23 protein-coding genes are annotated in these 24,079 nt (G+C 67.6%); 8 read left to right on the top strand and 15 right to left on the bottom strand.

Annotated elements, in window-relative coordinates:
* Nucleotides 1-55: 55 nt before the first annotated feature.
* Both tpx and HIR79_RS06625 read right to left on the bottom strand, forming a co-directional pair.
* Nucleotides 56-556, bottom strand: a complete 501-nt coding sequence (gene tpx / locus HIR79_RS06630) for a thiol peroxidase (protein ID WP_110068332.1) — start codon at nt 554-556, stop codon at nt 56-58.
* 70 nt (nt 557-626) lie between these two features.
* On the bottom strand, nt 627-1,202 hold the full coding sequence (locus tag HIR79_RS06625) for a DUF1415 domain-containing protein (RefSeq protein WP_169957724.1): 576 nt from the start codon (nt 1,200-1,202) through the stop codon (nt 627-629).
* Nucleotides 1,203-1,380: 178 nt separating this feature from the next.
* On the opposite strand from HIR79_RS06625, the gene HIR79_RS06620 reads away from it, so the two are divergent.
* The gene (locus tag HIR79_RS06620) at nt 1,381-2,184 is read left to right on the top strand and encodes an aldo/keto reductase (protein WP_249322275.1); all 804 of its coding nucleotides are present in this window, start codon (nt 1,381-1,383) and stop codon (nt 2,182-2,184) included.
* A gap of 4 nt (nt 2,185-2,188) precedes the next feature.
* Here the strand turns inward: HIR79_RS06620 and nfi are convergent, their stop codons facing one another.
* On the bottom strand, nt 2,189-2,881 hold the full coding sequence (gene nfi / locus HIR79_RS06615; RefSeq protein ID WP_169957723.1) for a deoxyribonuclease V: 693 nt from the start codon (nt 2,879-2,881) through the stop codon (nt 2,189-2,191).
* A gap of 227 nt (nt 2,882-3,108) precedes the next feature.
* Between nfi and HIR79_RS06610 the strand changes: the two genes are divergently transcribed.
* Together HIR79_RS06610 and HIR79_RS06605 are read left to right on the top strand one after the other, a co-directional pair.
* On the top strand, nt 3,109-4,404 hold the full coding sequence (locus HIR79_RS06610) for an exonuclease SbcCD subunit D C-terminal domain-containing protein (protein ID WP_169957722.1): 1,296 nt from the start codon (nt 3,109-3,111) through the stop codon (nt 4,402-4,404).
* The gene (locus HIR79_RS06605; RefSeq protein WP_169957721.1) at nt 4,401-7,721 is read left to right on the top strand and encodes an AAA family ATPase; all 3,321 of its coding nucleotides are present in this window, start codon (nt 4,401-4,403) and stop codon (nt 7,719-7,721) included. The genes HIR79_RS06610 and HIR79_RS06605 overlap by 4 nt, the downstream gene beginning before the upstream one ends.
* A 101-nt stretch (nt 7,722-7,822) precedes the next feature.
* Here HIR79_RS06605 and HIR79_RS06600 read toward each other — a convergent pair whose 3' ends face one another.
* The 4 genes from HIR79_RS06600 to HIR79_RS06585 form a co-directional block, all read right to left on the bottom strand.
* On the bottom strand, nt 7,823-8,116 hold the full coding sequence (locus tag HIR79_RS06600) for a nucleotidyltransferase family protein (RefSeq protein WP_023006335.1): 294 nt from the start codon (nt 8,114-8,116) through the stop codon (nt 7,823-7,825).
* A 72-nt stretch (nt 8,117-8,188) separates the two neighbouring features.
* Complete coding sequence (locus tag HIR79_RS06595) at nt 8,189-9,133, bottom strand: pirin family protein (RefSeq protein WP_169957720.1); 945 nt, start codon at nt 9,131-9,133, stop codon at nt 8,189-8,191.
* A gap of 79 nt (nt 9,134-9,212) precedes the next feature.
* Nucleotides 9,213-10,160, bottom strand: a complete 948-nt coding sequence (locus tag HIR79_RS06590; protein WP_169957719.1) for a glutathione S-transferase family protein — start codon at nt 10,158-10,160, stop codon at nt 9,213-9,215.
* A gap of 72 nt (nt 10,161-10,232) precedes the next feature.
* Nucleotides 10,233-10,676, bottom strand: coding sequence for a DoxX family protein (locus tag HIR79_RS06585; RefSeq protein WP_169957718.1), 444 nt, complete (start codon nt 10,674-10,676; stop codon nt 10,233-10,235).
* A gap of 160 nt (nt 10,677-10,836) precedes the next feature.
* Here HIR79_RS06585 and HIR79_RS06580 point away from each other — a divergent pair, with 160 nt between their 5' ends.
* Entirely contained in the window at nt 10,837-11,745 is a 909-nt protein-coding gene (locus tag HIR79_RS06580) for a LysR family transcriptional regulator (RefSeq protein ID WP_169957717.1), read from the top strand.
* Nucleotides 11,746-11,773: 28 nt separating this feature from the next.
* Here the strand turns inward: HIR79_RS06580 and wrbA are convergent, their stop codons facing one another.
* Entirely contained in the window at nt 11,774-12,379 is a 606-nt protein-coding gene (gene wrbA, locus HIR79_RS06575; protein ID WP_169957716.1) for an NAD(P)H:quinone oxidoreductase, read from the bottom strand.
* Between the two features lie 258 nt (nt 12,380-12,637).
* Here wrbA and HIR79_RS06570 point away from each other — a divergent pair, with 258 nt between their 5' ends.
* Both HIR79_RS06570 and HIR79_RS06565 read left to right on the top strand, forming a co-directional pair.
* Nucleotides 12,638-13,252 (top strand): dienelactone hydrolase family protein, encoded by a 615-nt coding sequence (locus HIR79_RS06570; RefSeq protein ID WP_169957715.1) that lies wholly within the window; start codon nt 12,638-12,640, stop codon nt 13,250-13,252.
* A gap of 27 nt (nt 13,253-13,279) precedes the next feature.
* The gene (locus HIR79_RS06565; RefSeq protein WP_169957714.1) at nt 13,280-14,038 is read left to right on the top strand and encodes a class I SAM-dependent methyltransferase; all 759 of its coding nucleotides are present in this window, start codon (nt 13,280-13,282) and stop codon (nt 14,036-14,038) included.
* Nucleotides 14,039-14,350: 312 nt separating this feature from the next.
* Here HIR79_RS06565 and chrA read toward each other — a convergent pair whose 3' ends face one another.
* Nucleotides 14,351-15,727 (bottom strand): chromate efflux transporter, encoded by a 1,377-nt coding sequence (gene chrA, locus HIR79_RS06560; protein ID WP_169957713.1) that lies wholly within the window; start codon nt 15,725-15,727, stop codon nt 14,351-14,353.
* An 82-nt stretch (nt 15,728-15,809) separates the two neighbouring features.
* Between chrA and HIR79_RS06555 the strand changes: the two genes are divergently transcribed.
* Nucleotides 15,810-16,775, top strand: coding sequence for a chromate resistance protein ChrB domain-containing protein (locus HIR79_RS06555; RefSeq protein WP_249322274.1), 966 nt, complete (start codon nt 15,810-15,812; stop codon nt 16,773-16,775).
* A 99-nt stretch (nt 16,776-16,874) separates the two neighbouring features.
* On the opposite strand, the gene HIR79_RS06550 is transcribed toward HIR79_RS06555, so the two are convergent.
* Genes HIR79_RS06550 through HIR79_RS06540 form a run of 3 tightly spaced genes read right to left on the bottom strand, consistent with a single transcriptional unit; the run spans nt 16,875 to nt 18,825 of the window.
* On the bottom strand, nt 16,875-17,648 hold the full coding sequence (locus tag HIR79_RS06550) for a hypothetical protein (RefSeq protein WP_119023272.1): 774 nt from the start codon (nt 17,646-17,648) through the stop codon (nt 16,875-16,877).
* A gap of 15 nt (nt 17,649-17,663) precedes the next feature.
* Nucleotides 17,664-18,398: a HupE/UreJ family protein gene (locus HIR79_RS06545; protein ID WP_169957712.1), complete on the bottom strand. Its 735-nt coding sequence runs from the start codon at nt 18,396-18,398 to the stop codon at nt 17,664-17,666.
* A 52-nt stretch (nt 18,399-18,450) separates the two neighbouring features.
* Nucleotides 18,451-18,825, bottom strand: coding sequence for a hypothetical protein (locus tag HIR79_RS06540; protein ID WP_169957711.1), 375 nt, complete (start codon nt 18,823-18,825; stop codon nt 18,451-18,453).
* A 131-nt stretch (nt 18,826-18,956) separates the two neighbouring features.
* Between HIR79_RS06540 and HIR79_RS06535 the strand changes: the two genes are divergently transcribed.
* Nucleotides 18,957-19,232, top strand: a complete 276-nt coding sequence (locus tag HIR79_RS06535) for a metal-sensing transcriptional repressor (protein ID WP_119023275.1) — start codon at nt 18,957-18,959, stop codon at nt 19,230-19,232.
* Between the two features lie 67 nt (nt 19,233-19,299).
* On the opposite strand, the gene HIR79_RS06530 is transcribed toward HIR79_RS06535, so the two are convergent.
* The 3 genes from HIR79_RS06530 to tnpC all read right to left on the bottom strand — a co-directional run bounded on the left by HIR79_RS06530 (nt 19,300) and on the right by tnpC (nt 23,868).
* Entirely contained in the window at nt 19,300-20,496 is a 1,197-nt protein-coding gene (locus tag HIR79_RS06530) for an MFS transporter (RefSeq protein WP_119023276.1), read from the bottom strand.
* A 1,117-nt stretch (nt 20,497-21,613) separates the two neighbouring features.
* Nucleotides 21,614-22,276 (bottom strand): hypothetical protein, encoded by a 663-nt coding sequence (locus tag HIR79_RS06525; RefSeq protein WP_169957710.1) that lies wholly within the window; start codon nt 22,274-22,276, stop codon nt 21,614-21,616.
* A 143-nt stretch (nt 22,277-22,419) separates the two neighbouring features.
* Complete coding sequence (tnpC, locus tag HIR79_RS06520; protein WP_169957709.1) at nt 22,420-23,868, bottom strand: IS66 family transposase; 1,449 nt, start codon at nt 23,866-23,868, stop codon at nt 22,420-22,422.
* Nucleotides 23,869-24,079 lie beyond the last annotated feature (211 nt).

Genomic DNA, 24,079 nt, shown 5'->3' with positions numbered 1-24,079 from the left:
CGGCCACCCGAGGGTGGCCGTCTGCATGGATCGGGCGATCCGGTTCCCTCACCCGCTAGCCGAGGGACGCGAGCGCCGCCTCGTAGTCCGGCTCGTCCTTGATCTCGTCGACCAGTTGGCTGTGGATCACGCGATCGTTCTCGTCGAGCACCACCACGCCCCTCGCGCAGAGGCCGGCCAGCGGTCCGCTGCTGATATCGACGCCCCAGTCGCGCCGGAATTCCGGATGGCGGAAGGTAGAAAGGGTCGCCACCTTCTCCAGCCCCTCGGCACCGCAGAAGCGCTGGGCGGCAAAGGGCAGGTCGGCGGACACCACCAGCACCACGGTGTTATCCAGCTGCGACGCCAGCTCGTTGAAGCGGCGGGTGGAGGTAGCGCAGGTCGGCGTATCGACGCTGGGAATAATATTGAGCACCTTGCGCTTACCGGCGTGGTCGGCAAGGGTCACATCCGCCAGCTCGGCATTGGTCAGGGTCAGCGCGGGCGCCGTATCGCCCACCGCGGGAAAGCTGCCCGCAACGTCCACCGGCTCACCGCCGAGTTTCACCTGGCTCATGGCACTACTCCTCTGTCGTCTGGGGAAGACTCGAGCCTAGCCTCTCCGGCCGCGAACGGCCAGCCACGACTCAACGCTTGCCGTCACGCAGCCTGGCCAGGGCCGCGGCCAGGGCCGGCTCGCCCAGCGCCCGCATCGCCGCCACGTTGCGCTCGGGGATCGCCTCGGGGTCGGGATAGTGCTCAAGCGCCCGCTCGAGGCCCGCCTCGCGCAGCAGGTGCAGCATCGGCCAGGGCGAGCGGTTGGTGAAGTTGGCGGCGTCCTCCTCCTCGGCTCCCTCGAAGCAGTAGTCGGGGTGGAAGCTCGCCAGCTGGTAGGTGCCCTCATACCCCTGGTCCTCCAGCAGCGCCTCGGCCACGGCGAGGAAGTCGAGGTAGTCGTCGAAGGCCTCGAGCCCCGGGGTCAGCACCAGCAGGGTGGTCTCGATGGCGGGCATCTCGTCGAGGCGCTCGCACTCGGCCACAAGGGTCAGCAGCGCGCGCTCCCAGTCGCCGGCCTCCACCGCCAGGTAGCGGATGGTGTCGCGGGCCACCTCGCGCCCGGCGAAGGGGCAGACGTTGCGGGCGACCACGAAGGTCTCGACCCAGGCGCGGGTGGCGGCCAGGGCCTGGGCCTGGTTCGGGGTGGGCTCGATGGATGCGGACATGGGGACTCTCGTGGCAACAGGAAAGGCGGTCTGGGGAAGGCGGTCTGCTATTGTGGCAGAAACCCGACCGCCACGAGGAGCCACGATGTCCGCCATCTCGTCACCCACCGTCACCCTGCCCGCCACCGCCCATGCGCCTGCGGTCGAGCTTCCCGCCATCGGCCAGGGCACCTAGCACATGGGCGAGGGGCTCGCCCCGCGCAGCGACGAGGTGCGCGCCCTGCAGCACGGCCTGGAGCGTGGCCTCACCCTGATCGACACCGCCGAGATGTATGCCGACGGCGAGGCCGAGGCGGTGGTGGGCGAGGCGCTGCTGGGCCGGCGCGACGAGGCCTTCCTGGTCTCCAAGGTCTACCCCTGGAACGCCGGGCGGGACTCGGCCATCGCCGCCTGCGAGGCGAGCCTGACACGCCTGGGCACCGACCATCTGGACCTCTACCTGCTGCACTGGCCGGGCAGCGTGCCGCTGGAGGAGACCCTGGAGGCCTTCGAGCGGCTGCGCCAGGCGGGCAAGATCCGCCGCTTCGGCGTCTCCAACTTCGACGTGGACGAGATGGCCGCGCTACATGCCCTGCCCGGCGGCAAGGCGTGCGCAGTCAACCAGGTGCTCTACCACCTCGGCTCCCGGGGCATCGAACACGCCCTGCTGCCCTGGCAGCGCGCCCGCGGCATCCCCACCATGGCCTACTGCCCGCTGGCCCAGGCCGGCGAGCTGCGCCGGGAGCTGCTCACCCACCCCGAGGTGCTCGAGATCGCCTCGTCGCTCGGCATCACCCCCACCCAGCTGCTGCTGGCCTGGGCGATCCGGCCACGGGGCGAGGGCGCGCCCCGCGACGTGATCGCCATCCCCAAGGCCACCCGCCTCGAGCACGTGGAGCAGAACGCCAGGGCCCTCGAGATCTCGCTGACCGAGGAAGCGCTCGCCCGCCTCGACGCCGCCTTCCCCGCGCCGGCCCGCAAGACGACGCTGGATATCGTGTAGAAAATCACCGGTTTCCCCGTCGGGAGGCCAGGCGATCGGCCATCCTGGTCGGCTCCGGCAGCTTGGTGCGCCCGAGGCAGCGGATCACCCAGTCGAGCGCCGCGGCCAGCGAGAGGCGATGCCCCGGCGAGACGAAGAGCGGCTTCACGCCCACCCGCGAGCGCAGCACCGCACCGATCACCTCGTCGTCGGGGCCGTCGATCAGCGGCGTCCAGTCACCCCGCGCGGGCCCCGGCTCGCCGTGGCGCCCGCAGAGCCGCGACTTGGCCACGCCGATGGTGGGCAGGTCGAGCCACAGCCCCAGGTGGGAGGCCACCCCGAGCCGGCGCGGATGGGCGATGCCCTGGCCGTCCACCATGATGAGATCGGGCATCACGCCGAGCCGCTCGAAGGCCGCCAGCGCCGCCGGCACCTCGCGAAAGGAGAGCAGCCCGGGGATATAGGGCATCCGCGTGGGCCCGCGGTGCACCACCTCCTCGACCACATCGAATACCCCCGGCCCCCGCGGCGGCCAGGCCAGCACCACCACTGCCGCCCGGGTGATCGCCTCGCCCTGCTCGAAGCCGATATCCACTCCGGCGATGCACCGCACCTCGCCCAGGCGATCCTCACGCTCCACCCGCCCGGCCAGGCGCCGCTGCAGGGCGATGGCCTCGCGGGGCGAGAGATTCCAGTCGTGGAGGGGAGTGAGTGGCATAAGGGCTCCTGTTTCACGGCGTAAGGAGCGCTGGGGACAAGCCGTAGAGGAGGTCCTACGCCAGGGATGGCGTCGATAGCGCCCAGGGAGGGGTTCACAGCGCCTCCTCAGAGGCTTGTCGCCAGATCAGCTCCGGAGGGATGTCTCAGCGGGCTCCTGAACCGCCGCTTCCAGTGGCGTAGACTATCGCCTTTCGATGCCCGCCAGGGAAGGGAGCCCCGCCGATCATGTTGACGCTGATTCATACCGCCGACTGGCACCTTGGCCAGACGTTCCACGGCCAGGAGCGCCACGCCGAGCACCGCGCCTTTCTCGCCTGGCTGCTCGACACCCTGGCCGCGCGCCAGGCCGACGCCCTGCTGGTGGCCGGCGACATCTTCGACGTGGTCAACCCCTCGCTTGCCGCCCAGGAGCTGCTCTACGACTTCATCGTCTCCGCCCACGAGCGGCTGCCGCGGCTGGATATCGTACTGATCGCCGGCAACCACGACAGCGGCAACCGCATAGAGCTGCCCGCCCCGCTGATGCGCCGGCTGCGCACCCACGCCCTGGGGCGGGTGAGCTGGCTCGACGACGGCCGCCTCGATGCCGAGCGCCTGCTGGTGCCGCTCACCGACGCCGCCGGCGAGACCCTCGCCTGGTGCCTGGCGCTGCCCTTCCTGCGCCCCGCCGAAGTGACCGGCGCGGCGCTGGCAAGCCGCGACGACGACAGCGGGCCCGGCGACGCCGCCGACGCGAATGACTACGTGGCCGGTATCACCCGGGTGCATCGCCAGCTGATCGCCGCCGCCGAGGCGCGCCGCGAACCGGGCCAGGCACTGGTGGCCATGAGCCACGCACACCTGCACGGCGCGGCGGTCTCCGAGGCCAGCGAGCGGCCCATCGTGATCGGCGGCGAGGAGTCGATCTCCGCCGCCCTCTTTCCCCCGGCCATCGCCTACGTGGCGCTGGGCCACCTGCACCGCGCCCAGCAGGTTGGCGAGGCGCGCCTCCGCTACAGCGGCAGCCCCCTGCCGCTGGACTTCAGCGAGGTGGCCTACCCCCACCAGGTGGTGGAGGTGACCCTGGACGGCGAGTCGCTGGCCGAGGCCATGGCGATCCCGGTACCGCGCCCCGTGGCCATGCATCGTATTGGCCCCGGCCCCATCGATAGCGTGCTGGCCGAGCTCGAGGCCCTGGAGAACGACCCGGCGCTGCCGAAGGAGCACTGGCCCTGGCTGGAGGTGCGGGTCGCGCTCGAGGCCCCCCTCCCCGACCTGCGCGCCCGGGTGGAGGCCGCACTCAAGGACAAGGCGGTGCGCCTGCTGCGCCTGGAGCGCCGCCTGCCCACCGTCGAGGGAGACGCCACCGCGGCCCGGGTCGACCTGGAGAGCCTGGGCCCGCGCAGGCTCTTCGAGCGCACCTGGGAGGCGCGCTGGGGCGAGCCGCCGGGCGACGACGTGCTGGCCGACTTCGACCGCCTGCGCCAGGAGGTGCTGGACGCCGACGACAGCGAGGCGAGTGGCCGGGAGGCGCGGCCATGAAGATCCTTGCCCTGCGCCTGGAGAACCTGGCCTCGCTGCCGGGGCCCCTCGAGCTCGATTTCACCGCCTCGCCGCTCAGCGACGCCGGCCTGTTCGCCATCACCGGCCCCACCGGCGCCGGCAAGAGCACCCTTCTCGACGCCCTGTGCCTGGCGCTCTACGGCAGCACCCCGCGGCTGCGCCAGGCGCCGGCCCGCGACAGCCAGATCGATGACACCCCGGACTCCCGCCTCACCACCAGCGATGCCCGCACCCTGCTGCGCCGCGGCACCGCCAGCGGCTACGCCGAGGTGGATTTCCTGGGCCGCGACGGACGCCGCTACCGCGCCCGCTGGGCAGTGCGCCGCGCCCGGGAGAAGGCCACCGGCCGCCTGCAGGCGGCGGAGCAATCGCTCACCGACCTCGACGACGAGCGCCTGCTGACCGCCCAGAAGCGCGAGTTCGAGCGCCTGCTGCCGGAGCGACTGGGGCTCACCTTCGACCAGTTCACCCGCGCCGTGCTGCTGGCCCAGAGCGAGTTCGCCGCCTTCCTCCAGGCCGACGACAACGCCCGAAGCGACCTGCTCGAGCGCCTCACCGGCACCGCCGAGTACTCCGAGATCTCCATGGCCGCCTACCGCCGCGCCAGCGAGGCGCGAAAGACGGTGGAGGCCCTGGAGGCGAAGCTCGCCGACGACCTGCCCGCCGAGCCCGAGGCCCGTGCAGAGCTCGAGCGCGTCGCCGAGGCCACCCAGCAAGCCCTTACTCACCTGCAGACCCAGGCGGAATCGCTCCAGGCGACGCGCCGCTGGCACGAGGAGGACGACCGGCGCCACGCGGCCCATGCCGAGGGCCTGGCGCAGCAGCAGGCCGCCGAGGCAACCTGGCAGGATCTCGCCGAGGCCCGCCGCGACCGCGACTGGCGCCGGCTGATCGCCCCCCGGCGGCACGCCCTGGCCCGCCAGGCGGCCCTGCCCGCCGAGCTCGACGCCCTGGCGGCGACCCGGCGCGAGACCGACGAGGCACTGGCCACCGCCGAGGCCGAGCACAAGGCCGCCGGGCGCGCCCTGGCCGAGGCCGAGCAGGCCCTCACGCACGCCGGCGAGGCACGCCAGCGCGCCGAACCGGCCCTTCATGAGGCCCGGGCGCACCAGCACGCCCTCAGCCAGCGCCAGCGCGAGCTGGCCGAGTGCGAGACCCAGCTCACCCAAGCCCGGGCGCAGGCCGCCAAGCTGAGTGACGACCACCAGCGCGAGCAGGCCGCCCAGCAGAAGCGCCATGAGCAGCAGCGTCAGTGGCAGGCGGCCCTGGCCGAGCTGGTGGGTGAGCACTCACACCTGGCGGCCGCCCGCCAGGCCGGCCAGCAGGCCCACGATCGGGCCGCCGCTCGCACCCTCGCCCTGGAGGCGCTGGCCAGCCGCTGGCAGGAATACCAGCGTGCCGAAGAGGCGTGCCGCCACCAGGCTCACCAGCAAACGACCGACCGCGAGCGGCGCGAGCGCCTGCTGGCCGAGGGGCAGACGGCTCGCCAGGCCCTCGACCGGGCCCAGGGCCACCTGGAGAGCGTCACCGCCCTGATCGAGCGCAGCCGCGCCGTACGCAGCGAGAGCGTGGCCCGGCTGCGCGAGGGCCTGCGGGAAGGCGAGCCCTGTCCCGTCTGCGGTGGGCAGGACCACCCCTGGCGCCATCAGCCACCGGCCACCCCCGAGGCGGCTCAGCTCGCCGCCCAGGAGGCCGAGGAGGGGCGCCAGCTCGAGGCCGCCCGGCAGGCCCGCGACGATGCCCAGGCCCGGCGCGACACCCTGCTGGGCGAGTACCGCGCCCTGGAGGCCGCCCTTGCCCAGGGCGAGCGGACGCTGGCAGGCGCCGAAGCGCGCCTGGCGGAGGCCCGCACGGGCCTGAGGGAGCACCCGCTCCACGACGAGCTCGACGCCGAGGAGGCGCCGGCCCGGGAGGCCTGGCTGCAGGCCCAGCGCCACGAGAGCGAGGCGAGCCGCCGGCAGGCCCAGCAGACCCTGGAGGCGCTGGCGCGAGCCGAAGCCGAGCTCGCCCCCCTGGAGGAGTCGCTGCGCCAGGGTGAGCTGGCCCTCACTCGCCTGGAGGGCGATAAGGCCAGGGCCGACCGCGACCTGACGGAACTGGAACGGCGCCTCCCCGAGCTGCAGCGTCAGCATGACGACACCCAGCGTGCCCTGCGCGCCCTGCTCGGCGAGCACGCCTCGGCGGAGGCGTGGCAGCAGCGACTCGACGCCACCGAGGCCGAGGCCCGTCAGGCCCGGGACGGCGCGCTGGCCCGCCGCCACGCCGCCGAACAGGCGCAGCAGCGCCTGGCCCAGCGACAGGAGCACCTGGCGGAGCGGCTCAACGCCCTGCAGCAGGAGCGCGACGACCTCGCCCGCGAACTCGCCGACTGGCGGGCCCAGCACCCCTCGCTGGACGACGCTACCCTCGCGCGGTTGCTGGCCCAGGACGACGCCGAGGCCCGGGAGGAGGAGCGCGAGATAGAGGCGGCCGACCAGGCTCGCCAGCAGGCCGGCGCCGCCCTGGCCGAGCGGCGCCGGGCGCTGCTCGCCCACCGCCGCGACGGGGGGCTGGGCGAGCAGGCGTCAGGAGAGGATGAGGCCGACGACGAGGCACTGCTGAGCGCGCGCACCGCCGAGGCGATCGCCCAGCGCCGGGAGGCACTGGCGGCGCGCCAGGCCGAACTCGCCCCGCGGCTGGCGGCCGCCCAGGGCGAGCGTGACGCCGCCGCCTTCGCGCTGGCCGACGACGACCGCCGCCGTGAGCGCCAGCGGGCCGGCCAAGGCGAGCTGGAAGCCGCCCGGGCCGAGTACCGCCGCTGGGGTCGGATCAGCGAGCTGATCGGCTCCGCCGACGGCAAGGTGTTCCGGCGCATCGCCCAGGCCTACAACCTGGAGCAGCTGCTGGAGCACGCCAACGCCCACCTGGCCGGGCTGACCCGCCGCTACCGCCTGGCGCGGGGCGGATCGCCCTTGGGCCTGCTGGTGGTGGATCAGGACATGGGCGACGAGACGCGCTCGGTGCACTCGCTCTCCGGCGGCGAGACCTTCCTGGTCTCCCTGGCGCTCGCCCTGGGGCTCGCCTCCATGGCCTCCGGCGAGCTCACCATCGAGTCGCTGTTTATCGACGAGGGGTTCGGCAGCCTGGACCCGCAGTCGCTGGCCCTGGCCATGGAGGCGCTGGACGGCCTGCAGGCGCTGGGCCGCCGGGTGGGAGTGATCTCCCACGTGCAGGAGATGCACGAGCGCATCCCGGTGCAGATAAGAGTGGAACCGCAGGGCAACGGCACCAGCCGCGCGCGCATCGTCAGCGCCTGAGGGATTCCAGCCTTTCGAGAAGCTCGGGGATATGGGTCTGGATGATGCTCCAGATGGTGTCGTCATTGATGTAACAACACCACTCGCGCTCAGGTCGACGTTCAGACATGCATGGCCTCGCGCTCGATGTAGGGGCGAAGCTCCGGGCGAAGCGCCTTGTCGGTCACCAGGTCAACCGGCCGCCCCAGCAGATCCTCCAGGAAGAACTGTAGGCCGAAATAGCGATCCGCCGTCGCGGGGCCATCGAAAGAGACCAGGATGTCGACATCGCTGGACGTCCCCGCCTCATCCCGCGCCACGGAGCCGAAAAGAGCCAGGTCATGAACCCCGAACTCTCGCACCATCTCGGGGAAGTGCCGCTGTAGCAGCTGCATGGTCTCCTGCCTATTACCCATCACTTCCTCCACGGACGCGGACGGCCCAGCACTCGATATCAAGACCCTATCATAGCACTCCGCATGAGCGGCCTACCCCTTCCAGGGCAGCGGCGGCGGCATCAGCCGCTCCTCGTCGCTGAAGCCGGCAACGCGGCCGAAGCGCTCGCCGCCGGCTTCCCATTCGCGCTGAGCCTCGACGATCTCCGCCTTGCTGTGGCCGACGAAGTTCCACCAGATCAGCACCTCCTCGCCCAGCGGCTCGCCGCCGATCAGCAGCACTCGGGCGCCTGCCGGCAGGGCCAGGGTCATCGCATCGCGCCCGCGGCCCAGGTAGGCCAGCTCGTCCACGGCGAGCGCCTCCCCTTCCAGGCTCGGCGCGCCCTCCAGGGGCAGCAGGGCGTACTCGAACTCGGGCCGCAGCGGCAGGGTCAGCGTTGCCTCGCGCTCGGCGGCGAGGTCCACCCCCACCAGGGGCGAAAAGGTGAGCGTGGGCGCCTCGCGGCCGGCCAGCTCACCCACCAGCAGCGTCAGGGTGACGCCCTCCTCCTGCCAGGTCGGCAGCTCGGGGTAGTGGTCGAAGCGCGGCGCGGTATCGCGATGGGCGTGCGGCAGGGCGATCCACAGCTGGGCCGCATGGAGCTGCGGGTCCTCCGGCAGCGACTGCTCGGTGTGGCTGATGCCGCGCCCGGCGGTCATCAGGTTGACCTGGCCCGGGCGGATCACCTGCTCGCTGCCCAGGCTGTCGCGGTGCAGCACCTCGCCGGCGATCATCCAGGTGAAGGTCTGCAGGCCGATATGGGGGTGCGGCCCCACCTGCATGCCGCGGCTGTCGCCCTTGAAGACCGCAGGCCCGGCGTGATCCAGGAAGCACCAGGCCCCCACCAGGCGCCGCTGCCGCGAGGGCAGCACCCGGTGGATGGGAATGCCGCCCACCTCGGCCTTGCGTGCCGGCACATGCTGCACCTGGCGCCGGCCCTCTACCACCGGGCAGTCCAGCGATGACGACGCCGCGGCGTCCTTGATCTGGTTGCTCATGGGGCGCTCCTCGGGTTCGTGGCCTTCTGACCTCACCATAGCCCGCCGTGGGCTTGCCTTCCGCCGGGATTTCCCGGGCTCAGAGGGCGGCAGGGCCCACGGGCACGATCCCGGTCGGGTTCAGCGCCTTGATGGAGTAGTAGCCCGCCTTGATGTGCTCGAGGTTGACCGTCTCGGCGATGCCCTCCAGCGCCAGGAGGCGGTGCAGATAGGCGTGCAGGGCCGGCATGTCACTCAGGGTGTTGCGGTTGCACTTGAAGAGCCCGTGGTAGGCCGCATCGAAGCGCACCAGGGTCACGAAGAGGCGGATATCGCTTTCGGTCAGTGCCTCGCCGAACAGATAGGAGCGCCCGTCGCCGAGGCGCGCCTCCAGCGCATCGAGCCGGGCGAAGACCTTGCCGTAGGCCTCCTCATAGGCCGGCTGGCTGGAGGCGAAGCCGGCCTGGTAGACGCCGTTGTTCAGCTCGGTGTAGATGACGTTGTTGAGGGCGTCGATCTCCGCGGCCAGGTGGTCGGGATAGAGGTCCGGTCCCCGGTCGACCAGATGCGAGAAGGCGCCGTTGAGCATGCGCAGGATATCGGCCGACTCGTTGTTGACGAGGGTGTCGGTGTGGGTGTCCCACAGCACCGGCACCGTGGCGCGGCCGCTGACCTCGGGGTCGGCGCGGGTATAGAGCTCATGCAGGTAGCGGGCGCCGTGATGGGGGTCCTCGTCGGCGCCGGGAAAGCCACCGAACTGCCAGCCCTGGTCGGTGAGGCGCGGGTTGACCACGGTGACGCCGATCAGCGCCTCGAGCCCCTTGAGCCGGCGTGCCATCAGGACCCGGGAGGCCCAGGGGCAGATATAGGCGACATAGAGGTGATAGCGCCCGGGCTCGGCCTTGAAGCCGCCCCTGCCGGTGGGGCCAGGGGCGCCGTCCGGGGTGATCCAGTGGCGGAAGGTCGAGGTCTGGCGAATGAAGCGCCCCTCGTCGTCCTTCGCCTGAACCGGCTGCCAGTTCTCCTGCCAGATGCCGTTGACCAGCATGTTGCGTCCTCCAGGTGGTGAGGCACCCGCCGTTATGGGCGGGTGCCGGGTCGGGTCAGCCGCTTAGTCGGCTCAGAACCGCTTCGCGACCAGGCCATCCAGCGAGAACCGGCCGGCGCCCTGAAGGGTGAGCGCCACGGTGGCGGCGAGCAGGGCCAGGGCGAACTCGTAGCCGCCGTTGGCGATGAACAGACCGTGGCTGATATGCACGCTGAAGATCGCCACCAGCATGGTGAAGGCGGAGACCAGCGCCGCGGGGCGGGTCAGCAGGCCAAGCATCAGCGCCAGGCCGCCGAAGAATTCCGCACCGCCGGCCAGCAGCGCCATCAGCAGGCCGGGTGCCAGCCCGATGCTCTCCATCCACTGGGCGGTGCCCGCCAGGCCATGGCCGCCGAACCAGCCGAAGAGCTTCTGGGCGCCGTGGGCGGCCAGTATCAGGCCAACGGGGATGCGCAGGGCCAGGGCGCCGTAGCCGCCGGCGGTATCGAACAGGGATTTCACGAGCTGGGTCTTCATGGGGTCTTCCTCATCAGGGTGTCTCGGGGAGCCGAGGCCGTCTGTGGCCTCGAGCGATGAGGCCACTCTACTCTCGCCAATAAGGAGGAATAAGCACGAAGATATTGCATGACTATCAATGTAATGTTGATAATTATCCCCCCTTCCGCAGGAGCCCGCCATGGACCGCCTCGACGCCATGCGCACCTTCGTCACAGTGGTAGCCGAGGGGAGCTTCACCCGAGCCGCCGAGCGCCTGGCGCTCTCCCCGCAGCTGGTCAGCAAGTATGTCTCGCAGCTGGAAGAGCACCTGGGGGTGCGCCTGCTCAACCGCACCACCCGCCGGCTGCACCTGACCGAGGCGGGGGCCGCCTATCGGCAGCGCGCCGAGCAGGTGCTTGCCGAGATCGACGACATGGAGAGCGAGCTCGGCGAGCTGCAGGGCCAGGCCCGCGGGCGGCTGCGCATCAGTGCCCCGGTCTCCTTCGCTATCCGCCACCTGGCGCCGCTGATCAACGACTTCCAGCGGGCCCACCCCGCCGTGGATATCGACCTGCAGCTCAACGACCGCAAGGTGGATATCGTCGAGGAGGGGTTCGACATCGCCCTGCGCATCGGGCGGCTGAAGAGCTCCTCGCTGATCGCCCGGCGCATCGCGCCCGTGCGCCTGGTGCTGTGCGCCTCGCCCGGCTACCTGGCGGCCCACGGCACGCCCGAGCACCCGAGGGAGCTCGCCGGGCACCGCTTCCTGCGCTACCGCTACATGGAGGAGAGCCAGGAGCCGCTGCTGAAGTGGCTGCCGCGCAGCGGCGGCGGCGGAAGAGCGGGCGGCGAGCTGACCAGCAACAATGGCGACGTGCTGGTGGAGGCCGCCGTGGGCGGGGCCGGCATCGCCCTGCAGCCGACCTTCCTCTGCGGCGACGCCATCCGCCAGGGGCGCCTGGCGATCGTGCTGCCCGAGCATGAGCCCGAATCGCTCGGGCTCTATGCGGTGTACGCCCACCGCCAGCTGCTGGCCAGCAAGGTGCGCCACTTCGTGGACTTCCTGGAGGGGTACTTCGGCGACCCGCCCTACTGGGATCGCTTCTGAGGCGGGGCCACCCTCGAGTGATCGACGCTCAGGACCCGGCCTTGAGGCGGGCCGCCACCCGGGCCACTGTCTCTCCCTGGTAGCGGGCGATGGCCAGCTCGCGGGCGTCGGGCTGGCGGGAGCCATCGCCTCCGGCGATGGTGGTGGCGCCATAGGGCGTGCCGCCGCCCACCTGGGAAATATCGGCCACCTCCGGGGCGGCGTAGCCAATCGGCACGATGATCATGCCGTGGTGCGCCAGGGTGGTCCAGGTCGAGGTAATGGTCATCTCCTGGCCGCCGCCGGTGCCGGTGGACGAGAAAACGCTGGCCACCTTGCCCACCAGGCCGCCGCTGACCCAGAGGCCGCCGGTCTGGTCGAGGAAGGTGCGCATCTGGCCGGCCATGTTGCCGAAGCGGGTCGGGGTGCCGAAGATGATCGCATCGTAGTCGGCCAGCTCCTTGGGCGAGGCCTCGGGGGCGGCCTGGTCCGTCTTGCCGCCCGCCGCCTTGAGTCCCTCCGGGCTCATGGTCTCCGGCACGCGCTTCACCGTGACCTCGACCCCCTCCACCTGGCGGGCGCCTTCGGCGACGCTGTTGGCCAGGGTCTCGATATGGCCATACATGGAGTAGTAGAGCACCAGCAACTTGGTCATCACACTCACCTCCTGATCAGGGCTTGGGCAGAGCAAGCCGGGGATGCCGCCCGCCTCATGCGGCCGGTCCTATCCACCATAGGTGACGGCGAGTCCGCCTGCCCAGTCGGCACTGGTCGGATGGCGTCTTTGTCGGCACGCCCCGGCGACACGCCGGCACCGAGCAGCCACCGCCTCGTCAGCGGGGCCAGGCTCTGGTTAGATGACACTCTGACGAGGCCCTCACCGCCCTCCCCCACTGCCATCCGGAGCCCGCCCATGTCTCGCGCCATCGACATCCCCGCCGCCGACGGCGGCTATGCGGTGCTGATGCCCAACGTCTATTACCGCGATGCCCGCGGAGTCGTGGTGCCGGAGGGCAAGTCCTTCCGCGACCCGGACGTGCGCCCGACGCTGTTCGGCTATGCCGCCCACCTCACGCCAGAGGCGCAGTCCCGCGACTTCGCCGCCCTGCTCGGCTGCCTCGATGGCGAACCCGAATTCGCCGCGGGCAAGCTCGGCGTGGTGGGCTACTGCATGACCGGCGCCTTCGCCCTGCGCATGGCGGCCGACTACCCCGACCGCGTTGCCGCCGCGGCCGGCTTCCACTCGGCCCGGCTGGCGGAGGCCGGCGACCCGGCGAGCCCCGTCAACGTGGTCAGCCGCATCCAGGGGCGCGTCTATCTCGGCCACGCCGACCAGGACGAACTGCTGCCGGCCGAGCAGATCGCCCGCATGGACGAAGCCCTGGCTGCGGCCGGCGTGCACTTCATCACCGAGCTCTACCGGGGCGCCGCCCACGGCTTCACCGCCAAGGACGCCCCCTCCTATGACGCCGCCGCCGACGCCCTGCACCACCGGCGGCTGGCCATGCTGCTGGAAGAGACCCTGTAGCGCCGCCACCCGAGGAGCGAGCCCGTCATGAACGAACTGGAGCTACTGGCCGACCTGCACCGCCACAACGAACGCCAGGGGCCCGGCGGCCAGGCTGAAACCCGGCTCGCGCTCCAGCTCGCTGGGCTCTGCGGGCGGCGCGACCTCGCCATCGCCGATCTGGGCTGCGGCACCGGCGCCTCCACCCTGGTGCTCGCCGAGGCGCTCGATGCCCAGATCGTGGCGGCGGATTTCCTCGAGCCATTTCTCGACATCTTGAAGGCCCGCGCCCTCGAGGCTGGCCTGGCCGAGCGCATCACTCCCCGCCACGCCTCCATGGAGGCGCTCGACTTCGCGCCGGAATCGCTGGATGCCATCTGGTCTGAAGGGGCGATCTACAACATCGGCTTTACCCGCGGCGTGCGCGAGTGGCGCCGCTTTCTCAAGCCCGACGGCGTCCTGGCGGTCTCCGAACTCACCTGGCTCACCGAGCAGCGCCCTGCCGAGCTCGACGCCTTCTGGCGCGCCCAGTACCCCGAAGTGGACACCGCCTCGGCCAAGCTCGCCGTGCTGGAGCGCCACGGCTATTCACCGCTCGGCTACTTCGTGCTACCGCCACACTGCTGGCGAGAGCACTACTACCGCCCGCTGCAGGAGCGCTTCCCGACCTTCCTCGAGGCCCATGGCAACAGCCCCGCCGCCCAAGCCATCATCGAGGAGCAGCAGCAGGAGATCGAACTGTACGAACGCTATGGCGAGTATTTCGGCTATGGGTTCTATATCGCCAGGAAGGTTGCCGAGGGGTGACGAAGCCAGGGCAATAGACAGCCGCTTGCGGCCAAGAGCGGCCTTTCAGCCGGAACCACCAACTCAGCACGGCTGCTGTTAAGCAAACCTTGGTTTTATTTACATGATGACGTCACGTTGGCAGCAAGGCCAGAGGGGAAAACCCAGTGAAACTAGGAAACTCAGAAGGGGCGCGGTTGCTGGCTGCTATCACCTAACCGCTAGCAGGCTGGATGGGCGCGGGCCCCCGCACATATCCCCACCACCATTCCGGATGGCCGACATCGGCACATCTTCGTGATCGACGACCATGATGTGAGAAGGCCGTCGTGACTAGAAGACAACCAGGGACGCTAGTACGCCAAGTAGCGCACAGCTTCCCAGCACCTTGAGCATGCCGACCTTGAAGTGGAAGATGGCGACCATGGCCCCGGCGGCAAACAGCAGAGCCAGCAGGTCCACCGAGGCCAGATTCGGGAGCAGCAGGCGGGCTCCCAGGGCATGCCGTTCCTCGACCTCGGCGAAGATCACGTGGAGTCCGAACCAGATCGCCAGATTGAGGATCACACCGACCACCGCCGCCGTGATGGCGGATAGCGCCGCGCTCAGCGCCCGGTTGTCGCGCAAGCGCTCCACGTAGGGCGCGCCGAGGAAGATCCACAGGAAGCAAGGCACGAAGGTCACCCAGGTGGTAAGCACTGCCGCGAGCGTCGCTGCCACCATGGGATCGAGCCCGCTAGCTTCGCGGAAGGCGCCCATGAAACCGACGAACTGCACCACCTGAATCAGCGGACCCGGGGTGGTCTCGGCCATCCCCAGGCCATCGAGCATCTCACCGGGGGCCAGCCAACCGTAGTTCTGGACCGCCTCCTGGGTCACGTAGCCGAGCACGGCATAGGCACCACCGAAAGTCACCACCGCCATCTTGCTGAAGAAGGTGGCAATCTGGCTGAAGACGTTCTCACCCCCCAGGGTAATCAGCAGCACCACCACCGGCGTCAGCCACAGCAGCAGGAAGGTCGCCGAGATGCGCAGTGACCAACGGCGGTTGGGCCGCGCATGGGCCGGCAACCCCTCACCGAGCAGCGAATCTCGGTCGCTGAGGCCCTGGTCGCTGCCATCGCCATGACCACCGCCTACCTGAAACGCCGTCACGCCGCGCTTGCCGCCCCAGTAACCCAGCAGGGCCGCACTCAGAATGATCAGCGGAAAGGCGATATCGAAGAAGAAGATCGCTACGAAGGCCGCTGCCGCGAGGCCCAGCATGATCCGATTCTTGAGCGCCCGTTTGCCGATCCTCACCACCGCATTGAGCACCACCGCCAGCACAGCGGCCTTCAGGCCGAAGAAGAGCCCTTCCACCAGCCCCACGTTGCCCAGCGCGGCATAGAGGTAACTCAACGCCAGAATGGCAATGAAGCCGGGCAGGACGAAGAGACTGCCGGCGACCAGGCCGCCCTTGGTACGGTGCATCAGCCAGCCGATATAGATGGCCAACTGCTGGGCCTCTGGCCCCGGCAGCATCATGCAGTAGTTGAGGGCATGTAGAAAACGCCGCTCGCCGACCCATTTCTTTTCCTCGACCAGGATGCGGTGCATCACGGCGATCTGGCCGGCGGGGCCGCCGAAGCTGAGCATGGCCACGCGTAGCCAGACCATCACGGCCTCGCGAAAGGGAACCTGATGGGGCGTTTCGTTGACGGGGGGCATGTACACTCTCACGAAGACGGTGGCTACATAATATTGTAGAGCGTATAACACGCATGTTACGCATACAACGATGATGGATGGCATGGTAGACGACGAAAGACGCTGGCTGATACTGGCCATGAGCCTCAGCGGGAATGCGAGTAGCGCTCGCATGCGGATCTGGCGGGCCCTGCGCAGCATGGGCGCGGCCGTACTGCGTGACGGTGTCTACCTGTTGCCGGCAAGTCCATCGCGATACCAGGCACTACAACAGCAGGCCGCCGATATCCAGGCACTAGGGGGGAAGTCCCTGCTACTCGAGGTAGACGATACGAGCATCGAGACAACGGAGATGTTGCCCGCCCTCTTCGACCGGGGTGCGGAGTATCAGGAGTTACTCGAGGCAGTCGCCAAGTGGCAGCAGGCGTGTCCCAGCCTAGAGGCGCGAGAGGCGCAGCGCGGACTTCTTCAGCTGCAGCGGCGCTTTCAGGCCATTATTGAGATCGACTTCTTTCCGGGAACAGGCAGAGAGCAAGCCGTCGCGGCCCTGGCAGACGCCGAGGCCATCTATAACCGCTGTTTCGTACCCGATGAGCCCAAGCCCACCCGGGCCGAGATTGCCTGTCTGGAGCGAAGCGCATTTCGCGGCCGACTATGGGCCACCCGTCGTCACCTGTGGGTGGATCGTGTGGCCTCGGCCTGGTTGATTCAGCGCTTCATCGACCCCGAGGCGCGCTTCGTTTGGCTGGAAAGCCCGACTCAGTGTCCGCCGGAAGCGTTGGGGTTCGATTTCGACGGTGCGGCCTTCACCCATGTCGACGACAAGGTCACCTTCGAAGTGCTGCTGGCAAGTTTCGGGCTGGTGGCGGATCCCGCGTTGGTCAGGCTCGGGGAACTGGTGCACTACCTGGACGTCGGTGGTGCTCCCGTACCCGAGGCGGCGGGGCTGAGGCTGATGTTGAGCGGCGCCCGGGAGCGGTGTGCGGATGATGATGCCCTGCTTGCTCATGTGGGCGTGTTGCTAGACGACGTGTACCAAGCCTTCGTAAGTGTTGATGGCAGCACTTGAGAATAAGCTGTTGCTGGCTTTTCGATAATTCCAAAGGCCCAAAGCGACATCATCGCCCCGGCCGTCTTCCTTGGCCGGGGCGATGAGGGCAGTGCCGGCTTACAGCATACGCTTCAGCTCCCCGTAGTCACCGTTGATGCGCAGCACCACGGTCACATCGTTGTCATTGCGGTTGCGGAAGAACCAGCCGTGGTTGCCGGTGAAGGCTGCTTCCAGCTCGCCCTCGTCCTCGGGCACGCCGCGGCCCTTCTGGTAGCTGATCGAGTTGCCGTTGCCGTCGCCGTGGGTGTCGAAGTTGATCGGTCCCCCCTCGGAGATCCAGGCAAACCTCGCGACGGCCCCCTCCTCCATGGTCAGCTTGTACTCGGTGCCTTCGCCCGGGGTCAGGGTGAAGCTCACCTCGTCACGCCAGGTGGCTGCCCCGTTCGCCTCCGGTGCCGGCTCCTGAGTGGCGGTGGCGTCCGCCACCGCCTGGTCGGCCTCGGGTTGCACCACTTCCTGGGCAGGCTCGGTCTCGCCGTTTGAGGCGATAGCCGGCGGCTCGGGAGTGGCCTCGGGGGAGGTATCGGCGGCGACCTGGCTCTCCGCCGGTGCCTGGGCCTGCTGCTCCGCTCCGGCCGGGGGCGCCTGGTCCGCGGCGGCCTGGGTCGCCGCCCGGTCGAGCTCGGCCTCCTCGGCCAGCTGCTGCTTGATTTCCCCCATCTCGGTCAGGCCCAGCAGGCGCCCCGCGCCGGTGGGATCGATGGCGTACTCCGCCGGCAGCACCACGGTCACCAGCAGGGCGACGGCCACCACGGCGGCCACCAGGGTGGAACGGATCAGCTTGCCGGTCGAGGGCAGCTCGGCCCGGGTGGGTAGATCGGTGTTGTACATCGGAGACTCCCTGAATCAGGCGACGAAATAGCCGGTGAGCTGGTAGCCGACCAGCATGAAACCGGCACACATCATGGCGACGTTGGCGGTGTAGGCGTGGCGCAGGAAACCGGCGGTGCGCCGCCAGAAGCCCATGACGATGAGAATGGCGCTCAGGGCCAGCAGCTGGCCGACCTCCACCCCGACGTTGAACGCCAGCAGGTTGGGCACCAGGCCGTCAGGCGAGATCTCGTACTCGATGATCTTGCTCGACAGGCCAAAGCCGTGAAACAGCCCGAAGATCAGCGTCGCCGCCTTGGTGTTGGGCTGAACGCCGAACCAGCGCTGGTAGGCGCCGATGTTGTCCAGCGCCTTGTAGACGACGGAGAGCCCGATGATGGCATCGATCAGGTAGCTGTTGATGCCGATGTTGTAGTAGACCCCCAGCAGCATGGTCGTGGAGTGACCGATGGCGAAGAGGCTGACGTAGATGGCGATGTGCTGCATCCGGTAGAGGAAGAAGATCACCCCCAGCAGAAACAGGATGTGGTCGTACCCGGTCACCATGTGCTTGGCGCCGAGGTAGACGAACGAGATCAGGTGAACGCCATAGATCTCCTGGATATACCCCTTGTCGCCCTCGGCAACGGCGTGGGCAAGGGCATCACCGCTGGCTCCCAGGAGCATTACCAGCAGCGTGAGCAGGGTCAGGGCATGGCGTCGGGCCTTGTCAGGCACGCTGAACGCCTCCCCCATTCGGGATGGGAACATGAAACCTCCACGGGTCTGTCTTGGGTATCGGCCATCCGGCGGACGGCCCCGGTCATCCAGCGATGGCCGGCCGTGGGGGGCGCTCCAGGCGATAGACGCGGCGCAGCGGGACGCCGTGCCGGGCGACCGTCCGCGGGGCATCACGAAACCCCGGCGCCAGGCTGACACCCGTGCCGAGGCGATCCGCTGTCTCGTGGAAGTGGCTGCCGCTGTCGTGGTGGAGGTGGCGGCCGTCCCCGTGGTCATGCTCATGGACGTGGGAGTGCCCATGGCTGTCCTGTTCCGCCTCCTGCAGCGCCGCCTCGCTCGCTGCCGCGCCCAGCGGCCCATGGGCCCGCGCCTCGCCGGCGCTGGTCAAGCCCAGGCCGGGCACGAACAGCAGCAGCAGGATCAGGTAGCCGAGGCGATGGCGCAGCCGGTGGAGCATCGAAAGCCAACCAGGATGAGGGCGGAAACCGGGAACGCAGGTGCCAGGCCGCGACGGGCGGCATTGGCACGCTGCCGGCAGGAGCTTACCATCCTCCCCATGGGGATAGGAACAACGACAGGGAGCCCAAGATGCCACCACATGCCCACGAGAGCCACCCCGCCATCATCAAGCGGCTCAACCGCGCCCGGGGCCACCTGCAGAGCGTCACCCAGATGATCGAGGAAGGCCGCCCCTGCCTCGATATCGCCCAGCAGCTGCATGCCGTGGAGAAGGCCATCCAGCAGGCCAAGCGAACCCTGGTGCAGGATCACATCGATCACTGCCTGGACGAGGCCATCGGCGCCAGGACGGAAGGCCAGCAGGCTCAAATCGAGGACTTCAAGGCCATCGTCCGCTACCTGTAGCGGCGTGGCTGGCCCCACCGGCTCCACCCGCCTTTCCACCATCGATGACAAGGCATGCCTTGCGTGATCAGGCGTGCGCTTCGGTCACTTGCGCCGGCCACAGACGCGCGGCCAGCAGGGTGGCGGCCAGGGCCAGGGTGGCCAGGGCCGCGAAGGCGGTCATCATGCCCAGGGTGCTCCCCAGCCAGCCAGCCAGCGGATAGGCCACCAGCCAGCAGGCATGGGAGAGCGAGAACTGGGCGGCGAACAGCGCCGGGCGCTCCTCGGCCCGGCAGGACTGCTTGAGCAGCCGGCCGGTGGGCGTCATCACCATCGAGGCCCCGGCGCCCAGCACGAACCACAGCAGCAGCAGCACCGCAAAGCCCGGCGCCGTCAGCCCCGCCACCAGACTCGCACTCATCAGCAGGCCGCCCGCCAGCATCACCGGCCGCTGGTCAAGGCGCACCAGCAGCCTGGGCAGGCTGAGGGCGACGACCATCGACCCGCCCCCCGCCGCCGCGAAGGCGATCGCCACGTGGATCTCCCCCATGCCCAGCGCATGACGCACATAGACCACGGTATTGACGATCTGCATGGCGCCGGCCGCGGCCACCGCCATGTTGAGAGCCAGCAGCCCGCGCAGCCGCGGGGTGTGCAGGTAGCGCCTCATGCCCTGGGTCAGCCTGGACCAGACCCCGCCGCCGGTCGTCTGAGGATGCGGCGAAGGCAGCGACACGCTGACCACCAGCAACGCCGAGAGCAGGAAAGCCGCCGCATTCAGCACGAACAGCAGGTTGAAGGACATCACCACCAGCAGCAGGGCGGCGATCAGCGGGCTCAGCAGGTTCTCCAAGTCATAGGCCAGACGCGACAGGGAGAGCGCCCGGGTATAGCGGCGCTCGTCCTCGAAGATGTCGGGAATCGTGGCCTGGAACACCGGCGTGAAGCCCGCCGAGCAGGCGTTGAGCAGGAAGATCAGCAGGTAGATCTGCCACACCTCTGTCACGAACGGCAGGCTCACCACCACCGCGGCGCGCAGCAGGTCGAGGGTGACCAGCAAGGCACGCCGTGGCAGCCGGGTGGCATAGGCGCCCACCACCGGGGCGATGCCCACATAGGCGATCATCTTGATCGCCAGTGCCGTGCCCAGCACCTCACCGGCACGCTCCCCGGCCAGTTCGCTGGCCAGCAGCGCCAGGCCAACCGTGGTCAGCCCGGTGCCGATCAGGGCGATCACCTGTGCGGAGAACAGGTGGCGATAGCGGCGATCCCGAAACAGCTCCATACCGCTCCTCTTGTTGATGCGGGGTGACCCGAGTCCACCAGGCATGTCAATTCATATCCCCCCCAGGGGGATATAGGAAGCCTAGCGCCTGCGGTTCAGGAGGACAATTGATGTTGGGCAACTCAGGACGAGATCGCGCATCACATAGGGGGCAATAACGCCATACCGGGCACAACCCGGCGACCGCGATGAGCTCGGTTACCAGACAACGCCCGGCGCACGGCTCATTCGTGGCTGACAGCAGAAAGAAAACATACCTTTTCTTTGCATAGAAAGATTTACGCAATTACTTTACAGAAAACCGCCCCTCCAGGGCCTCCTGGAGGGGCGATCTGCGAGCGTAAAGAAAACGACCATATGATTCACGGCTGCTACCGGCCAGAAGCGGCCATTGAGAACATTCTGATGTACGCTCACGTTCACCCCCGTTCCTGCCGGAGCGGAGCGGAGACAGGGACGTCGGGTGCAACGTGTTGTTCGGCGTCATGTGGTGAACCCACACCACTCTCCATCTACCGCGAACCTCAGCCAAACGTTGTCGCGAGCATGGATCCAGTAGCCAACCCACTCATTGTCAAGGTCAAACTCATTTATGAAATCATCACGGACAACCACCAAGACGCCGGAAAACTCTGCGCTGGTGTCAAATAGGAGCCGCACCCGATCATTTGCCTCAACGGTGAACGCGACAGCGTCTAACTCGAGCGACCATACATAAAGGCCCTTGATTGTTGAAACAACGTTCGGATTCAACGACGTTGCAACCCGAGGATTAAGACTGCTTGCGACGCGCGGATTAATGCTGCTGGCAACCCTGTAGTTCAGGCTGGACGCCACTCTGGGATTGATGCTACTTGCGACCCGCGGGTTTAGGCTGGAAGCCACGAGCGGGTTCCGACTGCTTGCGACGCGCGGATTCAATGACGAAGCCACACGTGGATTCAGCGATGAGGCCACGAACGGGTTAATTGACGACGCGATCCTTGGATTTCTGCTTGATGGAACTTTCACTTCGCTCTCCTTGAGGCCGAACGCTCGCCATCAGTTGCGCGAGGTACGAGCGTCAACTGGATAGCTTGGTTATGTGGCTTTACTGATTGCATGAAAATAACTACGTTCAATCCCAACCGGTTTCTGAGGTGTCGACATCACCTGCCAGATGCCTCTCAATAACCAGATCGACATCCTCTCGATTATTAGCTCTCATGAACTCATAGGGTCTTATCGCCGCAATCCGACGCGCTTTCCGCAGTCGTAGCCCGCCACTCAACAAGATCCGCCTTCTGATGTACGACGCCATTTCTGAGGGCTGTTTAAAGGTAGAGATTCGAAGAATCCTGTCGTATGCGGAATACAGTGCTATAAAATACATATACGGAATTGCCATCGTGGCCATAACTACCGGAAGGAACAACTCCTTAGCCGTGGCTATGGACGCTAGGCTCTCGTAATCGTTGTAAGCATTCATGCCGGCGAGCAAGAGTATGACAAAGCCAATGAATGCCTGCAGGCCTAAAAATAAATTCGCAACGGGCTCGCCCTTATGATGAAACTCTGCATACGCGACAAGCATTGATACAAAAGCCACCACCGGCACTAAAGCTATTTCTGCATACAATGAAAACGTGTATGAATTCACTATAAAGGCGAGAATGACAATAATGGAAGCCTGCTCTCTAACCGTTCCCCGCCAATCCTCAATCGGCTTCGAAGAAGTAACCGCCTTCCCGAATAAAGCCAAACCAGACAGAACAAACCAATATATTGTCGCTTTTAGCATTTCAAGATGCCAAAAGCCAATTGCCGTTAAGAGCCCTACAACCAGAGACAGGTACCCAGCGAACACTGAGACCGATAGAACTAGCCGTTTGTTGAGCGCTGCCGCAACAACGCGAAACAGGCTCTTCCTAAGTTCTTTTGTAACTATTCAGCACCGGTTGGCTGAGTCGGGGCTTCTTGCTGCATGAAGGCTGGCACCTCCCCCGCAAACAGTTGCTCCAGTGCGGTATGCGCCGCTACCCCTTGCTTGACGGCGGTCGAGAGAAAGCTACGCATGCGGCAGAAGATCTCAGCACCCTCCCAGGAGCGGAAACAGCCCGAGATTTTCTGCTGGACCTTGGTCATTCGCAGATCGCGCTCCCCCTGGTTGTTGGTGAAGGGAGCGGCAGGGTCGTCGAGGAAGCGCAACACGTCGTCCTCGTACGCCTGGAGGCGTTCCAGGAGGTTGCGCGGCTTGGTGCGCTTGGCCCGGCCTCGCGTTCCAGGTGGCGGTTTCACCGGCGGGGGGCACTCGGCGTCCCCTTTCGCCAGGCAATCTCGATAGCGCTGCCGCCAGGCTCGGGTCTCATCGGCCGAGAGGCAGCCGTCGGCCGCCTCCACGGCGCGATGCATCTCCAACAACAGGTCATGCAAGGCCTTGGCCCATGCCTGGCCATCGTTCTCCCAGGCCGCTGTCAGCTCCCGAAGGTGGTGCGCATTACAGAGCGCGTGCCGGCAATCCGGATAGCGGTAGTAGGGCTTCCAGTGATCATGCACCAGCACGCCACGCACGAAGGGCAATACGCCGATGGCGTCCATCGCTTCCTGGCCGCGCTTGGGGTGCGGGGCCAACCAGGTCAGGGCCTCGTTGGAGGCGCTGTGTAGCCAGTAGCGTTTGCCACCGACCTGCATTCCGGTTTCATCGGCATGGACGGTGGCTGCTTCACGTAGCGCCGGGATCACCCACTCGGCGAACGCCTCGGCCCGCTGGTAGGCCTCCTGGTTGAAGGCGAACAGGGTGCCGGTGCTCAGCGACAGGCCGCACTGCGAGGTGAGCAACTCGCGGATACGCGTATAGGGCAACAGCTGATACTGGGAGAGATAGACGACATGCGCCTTGAGGCGAGGGCCATACTGGATGGGGCGAGTCACGCCCTCGGGGAATGGCGCCACGTAGCGTTGCCCCTGATCATCTTCGAGGACCTCAGCCTGATATTCGGTGACCACGGCCTGGATTACGATGTCCTGCACTTGGCGCGTTTCGACGCCGACCGGGCGGTAAGAACGCCCCTTGGGGAGTTGCCGACGATCGACACGGAGCTTGACCACCTCGTCGGGGTCCGTCACCGGCGCCAACGTCTTACCCTCATGCCCTGGCTGTCCGCCGGGGCGCCGCTCGCCTTTGGCGCGCGAGCGGCGCTGGCGATTGGGATCCTGGGACGGTGGCTTGCTGCTGTTGCGGCTACTGGTGGCCAGGCGATCGGCCATGAGCTTGACCAGCAGCATCAGCACATCGATGGCGGCACGCAGCGACGGCGAGACCGTCTGGTCTTCCTTGAGCTGCTGCCGGACCCGCTCCAGGGCCTCGTCGACGTTGATATCGCTGATGGTCATATCACCGCATAGGTGTGCCGAATGATGCTGTGCACTATGCCAGAAAAATCAGCTGGTTGGCGATATCCCATCCGCAGCCACCTGAATAGTTACGTTCTTTTTTCGTCAAAGCCCATATCAGGAGGACCGAAACCCATATGCCAATGGAGATCTCACGACTGTTAAACAGCTCCTCCATGTCTTGACCCTCTCACCTACCCGACCACATAAC

This window comes from Halomonas sp. PGE1 (assembly GCF_013000985.1).
In the GTDB taxonomy this organism is placed as follows: Bacteria; Pseudomonadota; Gammaproteobacteria; order Pseudomonadales; family Halomonadaceae; genus Halomonas; species Halomonas alkalicola.
The sequence above is the reverse complement of the archived record's forward strand: the minus strand, read 5'-3'. Positions and strand labels throughout refer to the sequence as shown.

Bases quoted from the DNA above. Each gene is read 5' to 3' on its own strand.
- tpx (WP_110068332.1), bottom strand. From the start codon at position 556: ATGAGCCAGGTGAAACTCGGCGGTGAGCCGGTGGACGTTGCGGGCAGC.
- HIR79_RS06625 (WP_169957724.1), bottom strand. From the start codon at position 1,202: ATGTCCGCATCCATCGAGCCCACCCCGAACCAGGCCCAGGCCCTGGCC.
- HIR79_RS06620 (WP_249322275.1), top strand. From the start codon at position 1,381: ATGGGCGAGGGGCTCGCCCCGCGCAGCGACGAGGTGCGCGCCCTGCAG.
- nfi (WP_169957723.1), bottom strand. From the start codon at position 2,881: ATGCCACTCACTCCCCTCCACGACTGGAATCTCTCGCCCCGCGAGGCC.
- HIR79_RS06610 (WP_169957722.1), top strand. From the start codon at position 3,109: ATGTTGACGCTGATTCATACCGCCGACTGGCACCTTGGCCAGACGTTC.
- HIR79_RS06605 (WP_169957721.1), top strand. From the start codon at position 4,401: ATGAAGATCCTTGCCCTGCGCCTGGAGAACCTGGCCTCGCTGCCGGGG.
- HIR79_RS06600 (WP_023006335.1), bottom strand. From the start codon at position 8,116: ATGGGTAATAGGCAGGAGACCATGCAGCTGCTACAGCGGCACTTCCCC.
- HIR79_RS06595 (WP_169957720.1), bottom strand. From the start codon at position 9,133: ATGAGCAACCAGATCAAGGACGCCGCGGCGTCGTCATCGCTGGACTGC.
- HIR79_RS06590 (WP_169957719.1), bottom strand. From the start codon at position 10,160: ATGCTGGTCAACGGCATCTGGCAGGAGAACTGGCAGCCGGTTCAGGCG.
- HIR79_RS06585 (WP_169957718.1), bottom strand. From the start codon at position 10,676: ATGAAGACCCAGCTCGTGAAATCCCTGTTCGATACCGCCGGCGGCTAC.
- HIR79_RS06580 (WP_169957717.1), top strand. From the start codon at position 10,837: ATGGACCGCCTCGACGCCATGCGCACCTTCGTCACAGTGGTAGCCGAG.
- wrbA (WP_169957716.1), bottom strand. From the start codon at position 12,379: ATGACCAAGTTGCTGGTGCTCTACTACTCCATGTATGGCCATATCGAG.
- HIR79_RS06570 (WP_169957715.1), top strand. From the start codon at position 12,638: ATGTCTCGCGCCATCGACATCCCCGCCGCCGACGGCGGCTATGCGGTG.
- HIR79_RS06565 (WP_169957714.1), top strand. From the start codon at position 13,280: ATGAACGAACTGGAGCTACTGGCCGACCTGCACCGCCACAACGAACGC.
- chrA (WP_169957713.1), bottom strand. From the start codon at position 15,727: ATGCCCCCCGTCAACGAAACGCCCCATCAGGTTCCCTTTCGCGAGGCC.
- HIR79_RS06555 (WP_249322274.1), top strand. From the start codon at position 15,810: ATGGTAGACGACGAAAGACGCTGGCTGATACTGGCCATGAGCCTCAGC.
- HIR79_RS06550 (WP_119023272.1), bottom strand. From the start codon at position 17,648: ATGTACAACACCGATCTACCCACCCGGGCCGAGCTGCCCTCGACCGGC.
- HIR79_RS06545 (WP_169957712.1), bottom strand. From the start codon at position 18,398: ATGTTCCCATCCCGAATGGGGGAGGCGTTCAGCGTGCCTGACAAGGCC.
- HIR79_RS06540 (WP_169957711.1), bottom strand. From the start codon at position 18,825: ATGCTCCACCGGCTGCGCCATCGCCTCGGCTACCTGATCCTGCTGCTG.
- HIR79_RS06535 (WP_119023275.1), top strand. From the start codon at position 18,957: ATGCCACCACATGCCCACGAGAGCCACCCCGCCATCATCAAGCGGCTC.
- HIR79_RS06530 (WP_119023276.1), bottom strand. From the start codon at position 20,496: ATGGAGCTGTTTCGGGATCGCCGCTATCGCCACCTGTTCTCCGCACAG.
- HIR79_RS06525 (WP_169957710.1), bottom strand. From the start codon at position 22,276: ATGCTAAAAGCGACAATATATTGGTTTGTTCTGTCTGGTTTGGCTTTA.
- tnpC (WP_169957709.1), bottom strand. From the start codon at position 23,868: ATGACCATCAGCGATATCAACGTCGACGAGGCCCTGGAGCGGGTCCGG.